Below are 16,159 nucleotides of genomic sequence, written 5' to 3'. Positions count from 1 at the left end.
GGGAAATGTCATTCCTTCACATAGGGTTCGCCGGCGGCGGCAGGTCCGCGTGAGCGGCCCACCAGACCGGCGACGGCGAAGATCGTCACCAGGTACGGCATCATTGCCATGAACTGGCTTGGCACCGGGGTGCCGATGATCGTGAGGATCACCTGGAGGTTGTCCGCGAAGCCGAAGAGCAACGCGGCGGCGAAGGCGCCAATCGGGTTCCAGCGGCCAAAGATCACCGCGGCCAACGCGATGAAGCCGCGTCCGCCGGAGATTTCCTTGGTGAAGGAGTCGATGGCCACCAGGGTGAAGAAGGAGCCACCAATACCGGCGATGATGCCGCCCAAGGTGACATTCCAAAAGCGGGTGGCGTTAACCTTGATGCCTAGGGTGTCGGCCGCCTTCGGGTGTTCACCGACCGCACGCACGCGCAGACCCCAACGGGTTTTGAACAACCCGAACCAGACCAGGAAGACCGCCAGGTACATCAGGTAGCCGATGACCGACTGCTTGAACAGGATCGGGCCCAGCACCGGAATGGCGCTCAGCCCGGGGATCGCAATGACCGGAAGGTGCGCCGGGGAGTTAAACAGTTCCGGATCTTCCTGCATCACCGTGGTGAACAGGAACCCGGTGATGCCCGAGACGAGCACGTTGAGCACCACACCGACGATGATCTGGTTGACCAGGTACTTGATCGCAAATAACGCGAGCACCAGGGAGACCAGTGCGCCGGCGATGCCTGCGGCGATCAACCCGGCAAAGGCGTTCTTGGTGATCGAAGCGACGATCGCCGCGGTGAATGCACCACCGAGTAGTTGGCCTTCGATGGCGATGTTGACCACGCCGGCACGCTCACAGAGCACCCCGGACAGCGAACCGAACACCAGTGGGACGGCGAGCACTACCGCACCGGCCAGTAGGCTGGCCAGAGAAATACTGTTGATGTTCGCGCCAGAGACCACCCAAATAAGGAAGCCGAGCACAAAAAGCACCGCGCAGAGCACTACAGCGTAGGTGGGCAATGTGCGTCCCTTGGAACGTAGCCACCAGGAGTAGCCAGCGACCGCGAGCAGCAGCACACCGAAGACGATATTTGTCGCCATACCTGGGAAGACCAGGTCAGGGATCTTAAACGCATCGGTGTTGGTGCTCAACGAGAAGTTCGCGGCCTGGCTGCTGCCTAGGAAACCGAAGCTGATTAGCGTGATCAAAGCGATCACACTAAGCACTATTGGAGTCTTTTTGCTAGGTAACAGGGAGATCGACGGCTGCAGGGCCGCTGAGGTCGTGGTGGTCACTTGGCACCTGCCTTGATGGTTTCGGTTTTGCGGACGCGCTTTTTAGGATTCATCCCAAAGATCGACTTCACCAGTGGTGGGGCGGCGATGAACAGGACGATCAGTGACTGCACCACCAAGACAATGTCGATCGGGGTTCCGGTGGAAATCTGCATGTTGACCGCACCGGCGCGGAAGGCGCCGAAGAGCAACCCAGCGAAGAAGGTTCCCCACGGGGTGGAGCGGCCAAGGAGCGCGACGGTGATCGCGTCAAAGCCCAACGAACCGGCCACACCAACGGTGAGCACCTTCTCGGTGCCGGCTACCTGTGCAACACCAGCGGCGCCTGCCAACGCACCGGCGAAGGCCATCGCCAAGATGGTGGTGCGCGCGACGTTCACGCCGGCGGTACGGGCGGCTTCAGGGTTATGCCCTACCGCACGGAATTCGAAGCCCAGCGTGGAGCGTTTAAGCATCCAGGCCACCAGCACCGTCAACAAGATCGCCATCACAAAACCAAGGTGCAAGCGCGAGCCAGTCAGTACCGGGAAGGTCGCATTGGCATCCAGAATCGGGGAGATCGGGTTAGTCTCACCGGGACGACGGAAGGCGGTGGTATTCATCAAGAAATCCAACAGGTACAGCGCCACGTAGTTGAACATGATCGTCAAGATCACTTCGTGTGCGCCGGTGCGAGCCTTAAGCAGGCCTACCAGTCCGCCCCATAACGCGCCACCGAGCAGACCGAAGAGCACCACCAAGAGCAGGTGCAGCACCAGCGGCAGGTGCCAAGCGAAGCCGACATATCCGGCCATGGTGGCGCCGATGATGATCTGACCTTGGGCGCCGATGTTGAACATGCCGGCGCGGAAGGCCAAAGCAACGCCCAAACCTGCACAGATCAGCGGTGTGGAGACCGTAAGCGTCTCCAAGAAGGGGGAAAAACCCTGTGCGGAGTTGTAGATGGAGCCGTTAAACAGCGCCACGTAGCTCTCGGTTCCGGCACGCCACAGCTGGGTGAAAAAATCGCTGGGGCGGGCGAAGACGTAGCCGGCGGTCTCGATAACTTTTTTGTCGGTGACAGCCACCAACAGTCCGCCGATGACCAGCGCGACAAAAACACCCAGCACCGAGACGAGGCCCGGACCCTGCGTGATTTTGCGAAATAGCTCGTTATTCGAGTTTTTGCCCTCGGGCGGCGCTACGGGCTTGTCGCCGGCAGGCGGCTGACCGATGGTTTGCTCACTCACTGCGCATCTCCTTCCGCTGTGGTGCTGTGCTTAGGTTTGTGGGTGACCTGCGGTGCTTGGGCAGGTACCGGTTGTGCTTCTACTGGTTCGGCGTCGGCCTTAACATGATCGGCCTGGCTGATCGCATCGGCTTGGGAGACTCCGGCCATCATCAGGCCGAGCACCTCGCGGGAGGTATTGCCCGGCACGATGCCGTTGATCTTGCCCTTGTAGAGCACCGCAATGCGGTCCGCGAGCTCCATGACCTCGTCCAGTTCGGTGGAGACGATCATTACCGGGGTTCCCTTGTCGCGTTCGGCGACGATGCGCCGGTGCAGGAATTCAATCGAGCCCACGTCCACGCCGCGGGTAGGCTGCGAGGCGATGAACAGCTTCAAGTCGCGGCTCAGCTCGCGGGCCATCACGACCTTTTGCTGGTTGCCGCCGGACAGGCTGGAGGCCGGGTTCAACGCGTTGTCGGTACGCACGTCGAAGTCCGCGATCTGCTTGGTCGCGTTCTTCTTCATCGCGTCCAGGTTCATCGAAATACCCTTGCCGAAGGGTTTGCGGTCATACAGGTCCAAGATCAGGTTCTCTTCGATGGAGAACTGGGTGACCAGTCCGTGCACCGAGCGGTCCTCGGGGACAAAGCCGACGCCGGCGCGCAAAACCTGCTTGACCGATTTGCCAACAAGTTCCAAACCGTCAAGCTTGATCGATCCGGCGGTCACCGGCTGGGTGCCTAGAATCGCCTCGGTCAGCTCGGTTTGTCCGTTGCCCTGAACACCTGCCACGGCGAGGATTTCGCCCTGGTGGATTTCGAAGGAGACATGGTCCAAGGTGGTGGTGCCGGCGGCGTTGACCACACTGACATCGCGGACCACCAAGCTCGCTGCACCCGGAGTTGCGGCTTCCTTGTTCAGATTTAGCTGCACCGCACGGCCCACCATCAGGTTAGCCAGGTCGGTGGTGGAAGTTTCGGGGGCCACCGAATCGATCACCAGACCGCGGCGCACTACGGTGATCACATCGGAGACCGCACGGACCTCGCGCAGCTTGTGTGAGATAAACACGATCGAGGTGCCATTGGCTTTGAGCTGGCGCATGATGTCCAACAGCTCGTCGGTTTCCTGCGGGGTCAGCACCGCGGTCGGCTCATCAAGAATGAGCACCTTCGCCTCACGGACCAGGGCCTTGATAATTTCCACGCGCTGTTGCACGCCGACCGGCAAATCCTCGACGATCGCGTCGGGGTCAACGTCGAACCCGTAGCGATCGGAGATTTCACGGATCTTCTTGCGCGTAACTTGAAGGTCCAGGACGCCGCCGGCCTTCGTGGCCTCGGCTCCCAGAGCAATGTTTTCGGCGACGGTGAAGACCGGGATCAGCATAAAGTGCTGGTGCACCATGCCGATGCCGGCTGCCATCGCATCGCCTGGCCCGGAGAATTGTACGGGCTTGTCGTCGATCAGGATTTGACCCTCGGTCGGCTGATACAGGCCGTAGAGCACGTTCATCAGCGTGGACTTTCCCGCGCCATTTTCACCGAGCAAACAGTGGATTTGGGCATTATCGACCACGAGGTCGATATCCTTATTGGCGTAGAAAGAACCGAAGGCCTTCGAGATTCCTCGTAGTTCGAGTTTCACGATTCCACCATCTTTGTTGTTCGGTTGTTGGGCGGTGGGCAGTCATAGAGCGCGTCACCAGTTCACCGCTCAGGCGGTGAGCGGTGACGCGCTCGGATGACTTATTCTGTGGTGGTGCAAACCCTACTTAGGGCTGGCCTTCGATTCAACCTTCAGGTCACCGGAGATGATCGATGCCTTCAGTGCGTCCAGTTCGGACTTGGTCTCATCGGAGATCTTGGAGTCAAAATCGTGGAATGGGGCCAGTGCCACACCCTCGTTCTCCAGGGTTCCCACGTAAGGGGTTGCGTCGAAATTGCCGTCAGCGTCGGTGACGATGACTTCTTCGACTGCCTTGTCCATGGTCTTGACCACGGAAGTCAGCATGACGGCCTTGTAGTCTGGAGCGGTTTCGTAACCGTCGGAGTCAACCCAAATCAGTTTGACGTCCTTGCCGCCCTTATTTGCGTCAACCACTGCAGCACCGGCGCCCTTGCCTACGGGGCCTGCAACCGGCATGACCACGTCTGCACCGTTGTCGATGAAGTTCTTGGTCACCTGCTTGCCCTTATCCTGCTTTTCGAAGTCGCCGGTGAAGGTACCATCCTGCTTCTTCTTATCCCAGCCAAGGAGCTTGACGTTTTCGCCCTTGTCTTCGTTGAACTTTGCGACGCCGTCGGCGAAGCCGTCCATGAAGATGGTCACGGTAGGGATCTTGACGCCGCCGAAGGTGGCTACTGTGCCGGTCTCGGAGGCTGCTGCAGCTGCGTAGCCTGCCAAGAAGGCAGCCTGAGCCGTGTCATAGATGATCGGCTTGACGTTTTCGATCGGCTTCTCGTACTGGAAGTCGACGATCGCGAAGTGCTTTTCAGGGTTAGCGGCAGCGGCCTGCGCAGTCGCATCGCCAAGCAGGAAGCCAACGGTGACGGTCAGATTACAACCGGCATTCATCATGCCAGTGAGGTTAGTGGCGAAGTCCGAGTTGGACTTCGACTCTGCCTCGCGTGGCTTAAAACCAATATCATCGGCAGCGGCCATCAGGCCACGGTGCGATGACTCGTTGAAGGACTGGTCATCAAATCCGCCGGAGTCGGAAACGATGCAGCCAATGTAGTCAGAGTTTCCGGCGGCTTTGTCGGAATCTTCTGGGGCAGCGCCACAGGCGCTTAATGCCAAAGCTGAAATGCCGAGCATGGCCGCGGCCACACCGGTCTTGCGCGATAAGAAGCGCATCTAAACCTCCATGAGTGAAGTGCGAGATTACCGGGAGGCGAGGAACCTTTAGATTCGTGAAGTTGACCTTCGCGAGTGGCAAAAAAGTACTAGCTTTCCCATCGTTTCCATAGCCTATCGGAGATACGCCTTAGGTAAAGACGTTGAAGATTACAAACCGGTAACTTCCAGACCACAAGACGGCAAGCGCTTAACGCCAACACCCTAGTCAGATGACAGTTTGTTAAAGCGTCAAACAAGTGTTAAAAATTTTCGGGTTTCCCCTAGTTGGCCAGCGCTTCGTCGATGGCTTGAATGGCCGCCGCTGCCATCAGCCGGACGCCAACAGAAATACTGCGCTCGTCCGGGTTGTAGTCCCCCCGATGCAGGTCAAAGGTTTTGCCACCCGGGGTACGGGTACCCAAGCGCAACATCGCCCCAGAAACCTTCTGCGTCATCCACGCAAAGTCTTCCCCGCCCATGGACTGCGGAGTCAGCTCAATAGCGGCAGCACCGAATTCACGACGCGCCGCGTCTTCGATCAAGGCCGTCTCCGCCGGGGCATTAATTACCGGCGGAACCCCGCGGGTATGCTGCATTTTAATTTCAACGCCATAGGGCGCGGCCACCTGACGAACGGTCGCATCCAGTAGCTCTCCGGCGGCGTACCAAACCTCACCGTCGAGGCAACGCATGGTGCCAGCAAGGTAGCCGGTGGCCGGAATCGCGTTCGGCGCGCTCCCGGCGTGAATTTGCCCCCACACCACCGATACCGCTGAACGTACATCAAGCTTGCGTCCGAGCACCGCCGGGACCTGGGTGGCGATCTGGCTCATCGCAAAGACAATATCTTCGGTCAGATGTGGCCGTGAGGTATGCCCTCCCCGACCATTAACCTCGATGCGGATGGTGTCGCTGGCAGAGGTGATCGCTCCGATACGAGTACCGATCTTTCCCACGTCGATGCGCGGATCACAGTGCAATGCGAGCACGCGGGGAACCTCGTCCAAAATCCCCTGTTCGATCACCGAGAGCGCACCGCCAGGTAGCTTTTCTTCGGCAGGCTGGAAGATCACCCGGATTTTGCCGTGCAGTGCACCGGCATCGTCCATGGATTTGAGCGCCAAGGCCACCCCGAGCATCACCGTCGTGTGAATGTCGTGGCCGCACGCGTGGGCTACCCCGTCGGTCATTGAGGCGAATTCCAGTCCGGTTTCTTCGAGCACCGGCAAGGCATCAATGTCGGCGCGCAGCCCCAAACGAATCGGACCCTGCCCCACATCAACAAACGCTCCGGTTTGCTCCATCGGCACCGGGTCCAATCCGGCTTCACGCAACGTGTTAAGGATCCGTGCGGTGCTCTGGAACTCGGCGAAGGAAAGCTCCGGGTTGCGGTGTAGCTCGCGGCGGAACTCCAGCAGCGCAGGCAGTAACGGCTCGGTCCACTGCTGGACGGATGCTAACTTGCCATTTTCATTCATCGAAGACACCTTAACGAAGATACGCCCCGAGCCATGCGCTTCCTAGCCAGCACGTAACTTTTGGACACCCGATGAAATAGTCTTGCGCTCTGCCCGACCTAGAGGACCGAGGTATCCCCGCGCTCCTTGAGCTGTTCCACGGTCGCTTTGACCTTTTGCGCGTGCTCCTTGGTGGTCACCAACAACGCATCGGTGGTATCCACCACGATCACGTCATCGATGCCGATCAGTGCAACCACTCGTGGTCGATCGCTGTAGACCACGCCGGTGGCGTTGTCGGCGTACACCCGCACTGCCTCACCGAGGGTGATGACGCCCTCTTCGGCGTCTTCGCTGTTCAAACGGCCGATGGCGGCGAAGTCTCCGACATCATCCCAGTTGAAAATACCCGGGATCACCGCGACGTCACCGGCGGCCGCGGCCGGCTCGGCCACCGCGTAGTCAATCGCGGTCTTTGGCAGGTTTTCCCACACCTCGGTCATGACCTCGTCGCGCTGCTCGGTATCCCACGCGTCGGCGATGCGCATCAGTCCCGTATAGAGGTCCGGTTCATTAGCTTCGAGATGTTTGAGCATCAATCCCACCGGTGCGACAAACATTCCGGCGTTCCAGAGGAATCCGCCCCCGGCTAGATAACGCCGGGCGGTATCTTCGTCCGGCTTCTCCACGAACTCCACCACACCACGCGCACTGGGCGCGTTAACTACGTCCAGAGATTCACCGGCCTTGATGTAGCCAAAGGCGGTGGAGGCGTGGGTGGGGTGAATACCGATGGTGACGATCTTGCCGGTGGCCGCGGTATGGATCGCTTCGACCAGCGCCTGCTGGAAGATTTCTACCGGACCGATAACCTGGTCCGCCGCGAAAGAACCCATGATGATGTTGGGGTCGCGGCGGTAAAGAATTGCGGCAGCCAAACCGATAGCTGCGGCCGAATCGCGTGGTGCCGGTTCGAGCACCAGGTTTTCATCGGAGATTTCGGGCAGTTGGGCTACGACCGCTCCACGGTGCGCCTTGCCGGTGACGACCATAATCCGTTCGCCGGCCAGCGGGACCAGACGATCAAAGGTCGCACGAATCAGCGTCGAGCCCGATCCGGTGAGATCGTGCAGGAATTTGGGAGCCGAGGCTCGGGAGAGGGGCCACAATCGGGTTCCGACGCCACCGGCCGGGATGACGCCATGGAAGCGCGCTAAAAGGTCTGCATTCACACGGTCTACACTAATTCATTCGGTGGGCAAACCCCGTCATTGAGACACTTCGCCACCAATAAATACGCCATGCAACTATGCGTTATTACGCGCGTATTCCCGGCCGTTAAGCGCAAAAATGCCACTATTCGGTGAACATACTCACAAGCACAAGACTCAAGATAGAACCAAGGCTCATTTGTGGTTTAGACTCGCACAAGGAACGCTCGCACAAGTGCGTCAAATCTCATTGTGTGCAATATACACATGCGCCGTTGCGAGCCTTGGAGGTTTAGTTCAGTGTCGAAGACTTCGTCAGGCACCCTATACCGCGGCCGTGAAGGCATGTGGTCCTGGGTGGGACACCGGGTCACCGGTGTCGTTATTTTCCTTTTTCTTTTAGTGCACGTGCTTGATACAGCACTTGTACGCGTCGATGCCAGTGCATACGACGCAGTGATTGCCACGTACAAAAACCCCTTGATGGCATTGGGCGAAACCGCTTTGGTCGCTGCCATCCTTTTCCACGCGTTTAATGGTCTGCGTTTGATCTTGGTTGACTTCTGGAAACAGGGCACCAAGTACCAGCGTCAGCTGTTGTGGGGTGTCATCGGCGTTTGGGTAGTTGTATTCGCCGGCTTCGCAATCCGTCACCTCTCGCTTGCATTCGGAGGACACTAAACCATGAGCGCAGAAATTGCTGAACCACGTAGCCAGCGTCTAGATCCGAAGTATGTTCGCGGACCAAAGTCGCGCGGCAACTTCGAGATGCTTGCATGGCTGTTTATGCGCCTCTCGGGCGTAGTGCTGGTCATCCTGATTTTCGGGCACCTCATCGCTAACCTGCTCACCGGCGAGGGCGTAAACGGCCTCTCCTTCGGCTTTGTTGCCGGCAAGTGGGCCGATCCAGTATGGCAGTTCTGGGATTTGGCACTGCTGTGGTTGTCGATGCTGCACGGCACTAACGGTGTGCGTACCATCATCAACGATTACGCCGAGAAGCACGCAACCCGTGCGTGGCTAAAGGGTCTGCTCTACGTAGCAACGATCTTCATCATCGTGCTTGGCTCCCTGGTGATCTTCACCTTCGATCCATGCATCGTGAACAGCCCGTTGCCACAGTGCTAGAACCCGTTTTTTAGTCACAAAGATTTTTTAGAAAAGAGAGCATCAAGAATGCAGGTACACAAGTACGACGTAGTCATCGTCGGTGCCGGTGGTGCAGGTATGCGTGCGGCGATCGAATCCGGTCAGCGCGCACACACCGCAGTGCTAACCAAGCTTTACCCAACCCGTTCGCACACCGGTGCGGCCCAGGGCGGCATGTGTGCAGCACTTGCCAACGTCGAGGAAGACAACTGGGAGTGGCACACCTTCGACACCGTTAAGGGTGGCGACTACCTGGTTGACCAGGACGCAGCGGAGGTCATGGCGAAGGAAGCCATCGACGCCGTGCTCGACCTGGAAAAAATGGGTCTGCCATTCAACCGCACCCCAGAGGGCAAGATTGACCAGCGTCGCTTCGGCGGTCACACCCGTGACCACGGCAAGGCAGCGGTTCGCCGTGCTTGCTACGCAGCAGACCGCACCGGTCACATGATCTTGCAGACCCTCTACCAAAACTGCGTCAAGCACAACGTTGAGTTCTACAACGAGTACTACGTGCTGGACATGCTGATGGTTGAAGAAGATGCCTACCGCGAGGATGGCACCGCCTACAAGCAGAAGCGCGTTGCTGGCGTCGTATCTTACGATCTGGCTACCGGCGAGCTACACATCTTCCAGGCCAAGTCGGTTGTCTTCGCAACCGGTGGCGCCGGCAAGGTCTTCAAGACCACCTCCAACGCCCACACCCTCACCGGTGACGGCATGGGCATCGCCTTCCGCAAGGGCATCCCGCTGGAAGATATGGAATTTGTGCAGTTCCACCCGACCGGCTTGGCCGGGCTGGGCATCCTGCTTTCCGAGGCTGCTCGTGGCGAAGGCGCAATCCTGCGTAACTCCGAAGGTGAGCGCTTCATGGAGCGCTACGCACCAACCATTAAGGACCTCGCACCGCGTGACATTGTCGCGCGTTCGATGGCCAACGAGGTGCGCGAAGGCCGCGGCTGTGGTCCTAACAAGGATTACGTACTGCTTGACCTCACCCACCTGGAACCAGCGCACATCGATGCGAAGCTTCCGGACATCACCGAGTTCGCCCGTACCTACCTGGGTGTAGAGCCATACACCGAGCCGGTACCGGTCTTCCCGACCGCGCACTACGTGATGGGTGGCATCCCTACCAACATCGATGCCGAGGTCCTGCAGGACAACGACACCGTGATCCCAGGGCTTTACGCGGCCGGCGAAGTCGCCTGCGTCTCGGTCCACGGATCAAACCGTCTGGGCACCAACTCGCTGTTGGACATCAATGTCTTCGGTAAGCGCGCCGGCCTCTCGGCAGCGAAGTACGCGGCTACCGCTGACTTCGTCGCACTTCCAGAAGATCCAGAGAAGTTCACCAGCACCCAGATCGATGCGATGCTGAACTCCACCGGTACCGAGCGTGTTGCGGTACTGCGTAAGGAACTTCAGGACATCATGGACGCTAACGTTCAGGTATTCCGCGATAAGGATTCGCTGGATCGCGCACTGGTTGTCATCGAAGAACTACGCGAGCGTTATAAGAACGTTTCGGTCCAGGATAAGGGCAAGCGCTTCAACCTTGACCTTCTGGAAGCCATCGAGCTTGGCTTCTTGCTGGACATGGCAGAGGTTATGACCGCTGCCGCCATGCACCGCAAGGAATCACGCGGTGGTCACTACCGCGAGGACTTCCCGAACCGCGACGACGAGAACTTCATGAAGCACTCGATGTCCTACCGCGACGCAACGGCTACCACCGAGGGCATTTCAGGCATTCGCATGGAAACCAAGCCCGTCATCTTTACCCGTTACCAGCCGATGGAGCGTAAGTACTAATGAGCACGGAACTTCCGGAACCAGCATCAAAGATCGAGCTGAAGCCAGGTGTCGGCGGTGGCGGAGAAATCCCTACCTTCAACATCACCCTGCGCGTTCGCCGTTACACCCCGGAGAGCACCGCTGACGCGTACTGGGAAGACTTCAAGCTGACCATGTACGGCACCGACCGCGTGCTGGACGCCCTGCACAAGGTCAAGTGGGAGCACGACGGTTCACTGTCCTTCCGTCGCTCTTGCGCACACGGCGTCTGCGGTTCGGATGCCATGCGCATCAACGGCCGCAACCGTCTTGCTTGCAAGACCCTGCTCAAGGATCTAGACACTTCCAAGCCGATCACCGTTGAAGCCATCAAGGGCCTGCCCCTTGAAAAGGACCTCATCGTCGACATGGAACCGTTCTTCCAGTCCTACCGCGAGATCATGCCGTTCTTGATCAACGATGGCCACGAGCCATCGGGCGAGCGTTACCAGTCGGCAGCGGACCACGCTAAGTTCGAGGACACCACCAAGTGCATTCTTTGCGCTGCGTGCACCTCGTCTTGCCCGGTCTTCTGGACCGATGGCCAGTACTTCGGCCCGGCAGCAATCGTCAACGCTCACCGCTTCATCTTCGACTCGCGCGATGATGCAGGCGATATGCGTTTGGAGATCCTGAACGACAAGGAAGGTGTGTGGCGTTGCCGCACCACCTTCAACTGCACCGAAGCATGCCCACGTGGCATCCAGGTGACCCAGGCTATCGCCGAGGTCAAGCAGGCAATCTTGTCGCGCACCGTCTAAGGATTAGTCCTTAGTCCTCCCAAAGAGGCTCGAACCACTTGGTTCGAGCCTCTTTGTGCGTTAACCAGGCAATTAACGCCTAGCAACAATGCGGTAAATTCCACATTCCCTATTTGGATCCATTCAAATTTATGGCATGATGGGAGCTATGGGCTTCACCGGTTATTTGTACCAGTTTGCACACCGCGCCTCTGGGCGTAGGCAAACTCTGAGCCGTCCGGAACCCAAAAATTTCACAGACCTCTACGGTGCGTTCCGCGCCCGTGGATGAGGCCCTTGCCAGGGCGAAGCACAGCGGAGTCAATCCCCGCCACACTCTTCCTGACAAAAATGTAGGATCCATGCAAAAGGAGAAACAATGGCTGAGAATCAGAACGTGAACCCTGGCGGTTCGACCACCCAGGCAGGTATCCCAGCGGTCAGTGACCGCAACTCCCTGACCGTAGGCGCAGATGGCCCGATCGTCCTGCACGACCACCACCTGGTCGAAACCCTGCAGCACTTCAACCGCATGAACGTGCCCGAACGCCGCCCGCACGCTAAGGGCGCCGGCGCATTCGGCGAATTCGAAACCACCGAAGACATTTCGCAGTACACCAAGGCTGCACTGTTCCAGCCAGGCGTGAAAACCGAAACCCTGATGCGCTTCTCCACCGTCGCCGGTGAGCTTGGCTCCCCCGACACCTGGCGCGACGTGCGTGGCTTCTCAATGAAGTTCTACACCACCGAAGGCAACTTTGACCTGGTCGGCAACAACACCCCGGTCTTCTTCCTGCGCGACCCAATGAAGTTCCCACACTTCATCCGCTCGCAGAAGCGCCTGCCAGATTCTGGCCTTCGCGACGGCACCATGCAGTGGGACTTCTGGACGCAGAACCCCGAATCAGCTCACCAGGTCACCTACATCATGGGCCAGCGCGGCCTACCTAAGACCTGGCGCGAAATGAACGGCTACGGCTCGCACACCTATATGTGGGTCAACGCTGCCGGTGAGAAGTTCTGGGTTAAGTACCACTTCCTGAACAAGCAGTCCGACAAGTTCGAGACCATGCCTGGCGCCGAGGCCGAGGCACTGGCTGGATCGGACGCCGAATTCCACCGCCGCGACTTGTTCGACAACATTAAGGCCGGCAATTTCCCCAAGTGGGACCTCTACGTACAGATCATGCCGTACGACGAGGCAAAGACCTACCGCTATAACCCGTTTGACCTGACCAAGGTCTGGTCCAAGAAGGATTACCCGCGTATCAAGGTCGGCACCCTGACCCTGAACCGTAACCCGGAGAACTTCTTCGCGCAGATCGAGCAGGCAGCCTTCTCGCCGGGCAACATGGTCCCAGGTATGGGCATGAGCCCGGACAAGATGTTGCTGGGCCGTAACTTCGCCTACGCCGACGCACAGCGCTACCGCATCGGCACTAACTTCCAGCAGCTGCCGGTCAACAAGCCAAAGTGCCCGGTCAACTCGTACAACTTCGAGGGCAATATGACCTTCGAGCACACCGGGGACCGCAGCGTCTACGCGCCAAACTCCTTCGGCGATTCCTACAGCGACCAGACCGGACCGGTGGATAACTCCTTCGAGTCCGATGGTGAGCTGGTCCGTGCGGCCTACACGCTGCGCGAGGATGACGGCGACTTCGTCCAGCCAGGCATCCTGGTCCGCGAGGTCATGGACGACGCCCAGCGCGCCGAACTGGTCAACACCGTCACCGGTGCCCTCGACGGGGTTGCCGAGCCGGTGCTGAGCAATGCGTTGGAGTACTGGAAGAACATCGACGCGGACACCGGCGCGAAGATCGAAGCCAACGTACGCGCCAAGTAATTCAGATGCTGCTACGTTAGGGCAATAAAAATCCCGTGGAACATTTTTGTTCCACGGGATTTTTTGGCTTCTGCACTGAGGGATGCAGGTTCAGCGGCCCAACGCGATTTGTTCGCAGAAGTTCCACGCCCCATTCCGAGTATCGAACAGCTGCACGCTGTGCACCTCGAAGCGCAGATCCACCTCCTGCAACGCGGTGTACGCGGCAGCCAAATCGGCCTCCGCCACATTCTGTGCGATCGTCAGGTGCGGATGATAGTCGAACTTCGACTCGTGACGCAGCGGCCCGGCAAGTAGTGCCTCATGCAACGCCCAACAACGCTCTGCACCCGCAGCCAACGGCAGATACACTACGTCACTGGCGGGCTGGAAAGAACGCGCCGCGGCAAGCCGAACGGTAAAGCGCGAATTTTCCTGCGCCACTTCACGCACCCGTGCCGCGGCTTGCGCCCACGATTTAAGGTAGCCCCCGGAGATCAGCGTGATATGAGGGTCGATCGACTCGGTGTCCGCTCCCCCAAATTTCCTGCGCCATTCACGCAAGACGCTGCGCTGCGGTTCGGGCACGGGAATGACGACCCCCAAGGTGAACTGGGGGTCGCTAATTTCCGTGGCCTGATCGCTCACGATTAGCTGTGGCTTCCCAATGGCGGCAGGAAGCCGACCTTCTGGTAGACATCGGCCACGGTGGCCGAGGCGACTTCGCGGGCCTTCGTCGCGCCGGCCAGCAGCAACCGGTCAAGCTCCGCCGGATCATCGAGCAGTTCCAGGGTGCGCGTGCGGATCGGGGTCAGGCGGTCGACCACCGCTTCGGCCACCGCAACCTTCAGGTGTCCGTACATCTTGCCTTCAAATTCGGTGACCAGTTCCGGGACGTGCCTGCCGGTCATCGCCGCGAGGATGTTCAGCAAGTTGGACACCCCAGGCTTTTCTTCCTTGTCGTAGGCCACGACGCTGCCCGCATCGGTGACCGCGGACTTGATGCGCTTGGCGATCAGCTTCGGCTCGTCGAGCACATTAATCAGGCCAGCAGGCGACTCGGAGGACTTGGACATCTTCGAGGTCGGGCTCTGCAGGTCGTAAATGCGTGCGCCCTCCTTGGGAATGAACGCCTCGGGCACCACAAAGGTCTCACCAAAGCGGTGGTTAAAACGCTTCGCCAGATCGCGGGCCAACTCCACATGCTGACGCTGGTCATCACCGACCGGCACACCCTGCGGCTGGTAGAGCAAGATGTCCGCTGCCATCAGCACCGGGTAGGTGAACAAGCCAACGCTGGCAGCATCGGCGCCACCCTTGGAGGACTTGTCCTTAAACTGGGTCATTCGGCTGGCTTCACCAAAACCGGTGATGCAGTTGAGCACCCAGGCCAGCTGCGCATGTTCGGGTACCTGGGACTGGACGAAGAGCGTGGACTTGTCCAGATCGATGCCCCCGGCGATAAACTGCGCCGCGGTTTTACGAGTACGTGCACGCAACTCGGCGGGGTCCTGCGAGACGGTGATCGCGTGCATATCTGGAATGAAGAAGAACGCGTCGTGGTCATCCTGAGTTTTGACCCAGTTGACCAAGGCGCCCAGATAGTTACCTAGGTGTAGCGAGTCACCAGAAGGCTGCATGCCGGACAGGACGCGGGGACGAAGTGTTTCCATGAATTGTGGTTCCTTCTAGAACTGGTAGTCGACAACCAACGGTGCGTGGTCGGAGAAGCGCAGATCGTAGGCCGAGGCGCGGTCTACGTGAGACTTGATCGCCTTCGCGGCAAGATCCGCGGTGGCCATCTGGTAGTCGATACGCCAACCGGCATCGTTATCGAAGGCCTGCCCGCGGAAGGACCACCAGGTGTATGGGCCCTGAGCTTCGGGACCGGCAAGCTGCCGGGCCACATCCGTGTAGCCGATCTGCGGACCGAAGAACCCGTCGAAGTAGGCGATCTCCTCATCCATCACACCGGCGCGCTTATTGTGGTTCGGCTTCCAGTTCTTAATGTCCTTATGTGTGTGCACGACGTTCAAATCGCCCACCACCAGCACATGGTCCTTCTCGTTTTTCAGCTCCACCAGGCGCACGTTCATGCGCTCTAGGAAACGGTACTTATCTTCTTGCTTTTGCGTGTTCAGCTCACCGGAGTGTACGTAGGCGGAGACCACGCACAGGGTGGATCCGTCGGACATGGTGAAATCGGCTTCCACCCAGCGACCTGATTGCGCGAAGTACTCCTCGCCAATATGTTCACGCACGGCGGTTGGTTCGGCACGCGAGAGCACGGCCACCCCGGCACGGCCCTTGTCCTTGGCTTCGGCGTGCAAAATGAACCAACCCTCACCGATCAGCTCGCGCAGGATCGCATCCGGTGCGCGCACCTCCTGCAGGCAGAGGATGTCCGCGTCACGCGCGTCGATCCAGTCGGGCATATTACGCTTGTAGGCCGCACGTATGCCGTTGACGTTGACCGAAGCCACACGCACGGCGCCGGCATTCTTGCTCAAAATTTCCACGCTGGTAGGTATCACAATTCCACCTTACAAAAAGACAGCGCAACGTTCTGCCTGAACGTTGCGCTGCGCGGTAACAAATTTA

The 16,159-nt window shown here is 59.0% G+C and carries 14 protein-coding genes; 5 read left to right on the top strand and 9 right to left on the bottom strand.

What is annotated here, in order from left to right; all coding sequences use genetic code 11:
* Positions 1–8 precede the first annotated feature (8 nt).
* From IEX04_RS05550 to IEX04_RS05525, 6 genes are all read right to left on the bottom strand, one after another.
* The gene (locus IEX04_RS05550; protein ID WP_096256557.1) at positions 9–1,289 is read right to left on the bottom strand and encodes an ABC transporter permease; all 1,281 of its coding nucleotides are present in this window, start codon (positions 1,287–1,289) and stop codon (positions 9–11) included.
* A complete protein-coding gene (locus IEX04_RS05545; protein WP_382344640.1) occupies positions 1,286–2,518 on the bottom strand; it encodes an ABC transporter permease in 1,233 nt (410 codons plus the stop codon). Before IEX04_RS05545 ends, IEX04_RS05550 begins: the two co-directional genes overlap by 4 nt.
* Complete coding sequence (locus IEX04_RS05540; RefSeq protein ID WP_229677023.1) at positions 2,515–4,146, bottom strand: ABC transporter ATP-binding protein; 1,632 nt, start codon at positions 4,144–4,146, stop codon at positions 2,515–2,517. The genes IEX04_RS05545 and IEX04_RS05540 overlap by 4 nt, the downstream gene beginning before the upstream one ends.
* Before the next feature lie 123 nt (positions 4,147–4,269).
* On the bottom strand, positions 4,270–5,358 hold the full coding sequence (locus IEX04_RS05535) for a BMP family lipoprotein (protein ID WP_096256556.1): 1,089 nt from the start codon (positions 5,356–5,358) through the stop codon (positions 4,270–4,272).
* 263 nt (positions 5,359–5,621) lie between these two features.
* Positions 5,622–6,818, bottom strand: coding sequence for an amidohydrolase (locus IEX04_RS05530; RefSeq protein ID WP_188684347.1), 1,197 nt, complete (start codon positions 6,816–6,818; stop codon positions 5,622–5,624).
* A 98-nt stretch (positions 6,819–6,916) separates the two neighbouring features.
* Positions 6,917–8,029 carry a mannose-1-phosphate guanylyltransferase gene (locus IEX04_RS05525; RefSeq protein WP_188684345.1) on the bottom strand — a complete coding sequence of 371 codons (1,113 nt, stop codon included), beginning with the start codon at positions 8,027–8,029 and terminating at the stop codon, positions 6,917–6,919.
* A 246-nt stretch (positions 8,030–8,275) separates the two neighbouring features.
* Between IEX04_RS05525 and sdhC the strand changes: the two genes are divergently transcribed.
* The 5 genes from sdhC (at position 8,276) to IEX04_RS05500 (ending at position 13,579) form a co-directional block, all read left to right on the top strand.
* Positions 8,276–8,689, top strand: coding sequence for a succinate dehydrogenase, cytochrome b556 subunit (gene sdhC, locus IEX04_RS05520; RefSeq protein ID WP_170947871.1), 414 nt, complete (start codon positions 8,276–8,278; stop codon positions 8,687–8,689).
* A 3-nt stretch (positions 8,690–8,692) separates the two neighbouring features.
* The gene (locus tag IEX04_RS05515) at positions 8,693–9,136 is read left to right on the top strand and encodes a succinate dehydrogenase hydrophobic membrane anchor subunit (protein ID WP_105678178.1); all 444 of its coding nucleotides are present in this window, start codon (positions 8,693–8,695) and stop codon (positions 9,134–9,136) included.
* A 48-nt stretch (positions 9,137–9,184) separates the two neighbouring features.
* Positions 9,185–10,972, top strand: a complete 1,788-nt coding sequence (sdhA, locus tag IEX04_RS05510; protein ID WP_188684343.1) for a succinate dehydrogenase flavoprotein subunit — start codon at positions 9,185–9,187, stop codon at positions 10,970–10,972.
* Positions 10,972–11,754: a succinate dehydrogenase iron-sulfur subunit gene (locus tag IEX04_RS05505; protein WP_096256550.1), complete on the top strand. Its 783-nt coding sequence runs from the start codon at positions 10,972–10,974 to the stop codon at positions 11,752–11,754. The genes sdhA and IEX04_RS05505 overlap by 1 nt, the downstream gene beginning before the upstream one ends.
* Positions 11,755–12,112: 358 nt before the next feature.
* A complete protein-coding gene (locus IEX04_RS05500; protein ID WP_188684341.1) occupies positions 12,113–13,579 on the top strand; it encodes a catalase in 1,467 nt (488 codons plus the stop codon).
* Between the two features lie 90 nt (positions 13,580–13,669).
* Here IEX04_RS05500 and IEX04_RS05495 read toward each other — a convergent pair whose 3' ends face one another.
* From IEX04_RS05495 to IEX04_RS05485, 3 genes are read right to left on the bottom strand one after another with little or no spacing between them, the layout of a single operon-like run.
* Positions 13,670–14,206 (bottom strand): 2'-5' RNA ligase family protein, encoded by a 537-nt coding sequence (locus tag IEX04_RS05495; protein ID WP_188684339.1) that lies wholly within the window; start codon positions 14,204–14,206, stop codon positions 13,670–13,672.
* A gap of 2 nt (positions 14,207–14,208) precedes the next feature.
* A complete protein-coding gene (gene trpS, locus IEX04_RS05490; protein WP_188684338.1) occupies positions 14,209–15,231 on the bottom strand; it encodes a tryptophan--tRNA ligase in 1,023 nt (340 codons plus the stop codon).
* A 15-nt stretch (positions 15,232–15,246) separates the two neighbouring features.
* A complete protein-coding gene (locus IEX04_RS05485; RefSeq protein ID WP_170947869.1) occupies positions 15,247–16,092 on the bottom strand; it encodes an exodeoxyribonuclease III in 846 nt (281 codons plus the stop codon).
* Positions 16,093–16,159 lie beyond the last annotated feature (67 nt).

The organism is Glutamicibacter ardleyensis (genome assembly GCF_014644555.1).
GTDB lineage: Bacteria > Actinomycetota > Actinomycetes > Actinomycetales > Micrococcaceae > Glutamicibacter > Glutamicibacter bergerei.
Note: the sequence above shows the minus strand (reverse complement) of the source record. Positions and strands in the feature narration are given on the sequence as shown.

Coding starts and splice junctions, on each gene's coding strand:
- IEX04_RS05530 (WP_188684347.1), bottom strand. CDS start 6,818: ATGAATGAAAATGGCAAGTTAGCATCCGTCCAGCAGTGGACCGAGCCG.
- IEX04_RS05500 (WP_188684341.1), top strand. CDS start 12,113: ATGGCTGAGAATCAGAACGTGAACCCTGGCGGTTCGACCACCCAGGCA.
- sdhC (WP_170947871.1), top strand. CDS start 8,276: ATGCGCCGTTGCGAGCCTTGGAGGTTTAGTTCAGTGTCGAAGACTTCG.
- trpS (WP_188684338.1), bottom strand. CDS start 15,231: ATGGAAACACTTCGTCCCCGCGTCCTGTCCGGCATGCAGCCTTCTGGT.
- IEX04_RS05505 (WP_096256550.1), top strand. CDS start 10,972: ATGAGCACGGAACTTCCGGAACCAGCATCAAAGATCGAGCTGAAGCCA.
- IEX04_RS05535 (WP_096256556.1), bottom strand. CDS start 5,358: ATGCGCTTCTTATCGCGCAAGACCGGTGTGGCCGCGGCCATGCTCGGC.
- sdhA (WP_188684343.1), top strand. CDS start 9,185: ATGCAGGTACACAAGTACGACGTAGTCATCGTCGGTGCCGGTGGTGCA.
- IEX04_RS05515 (WP_105678178.1), top strand. CDS start 8,693: ATGAGCGCAGAAATTGCTGAACCACGTAGCCAGCGTCTAGATCCGAAG.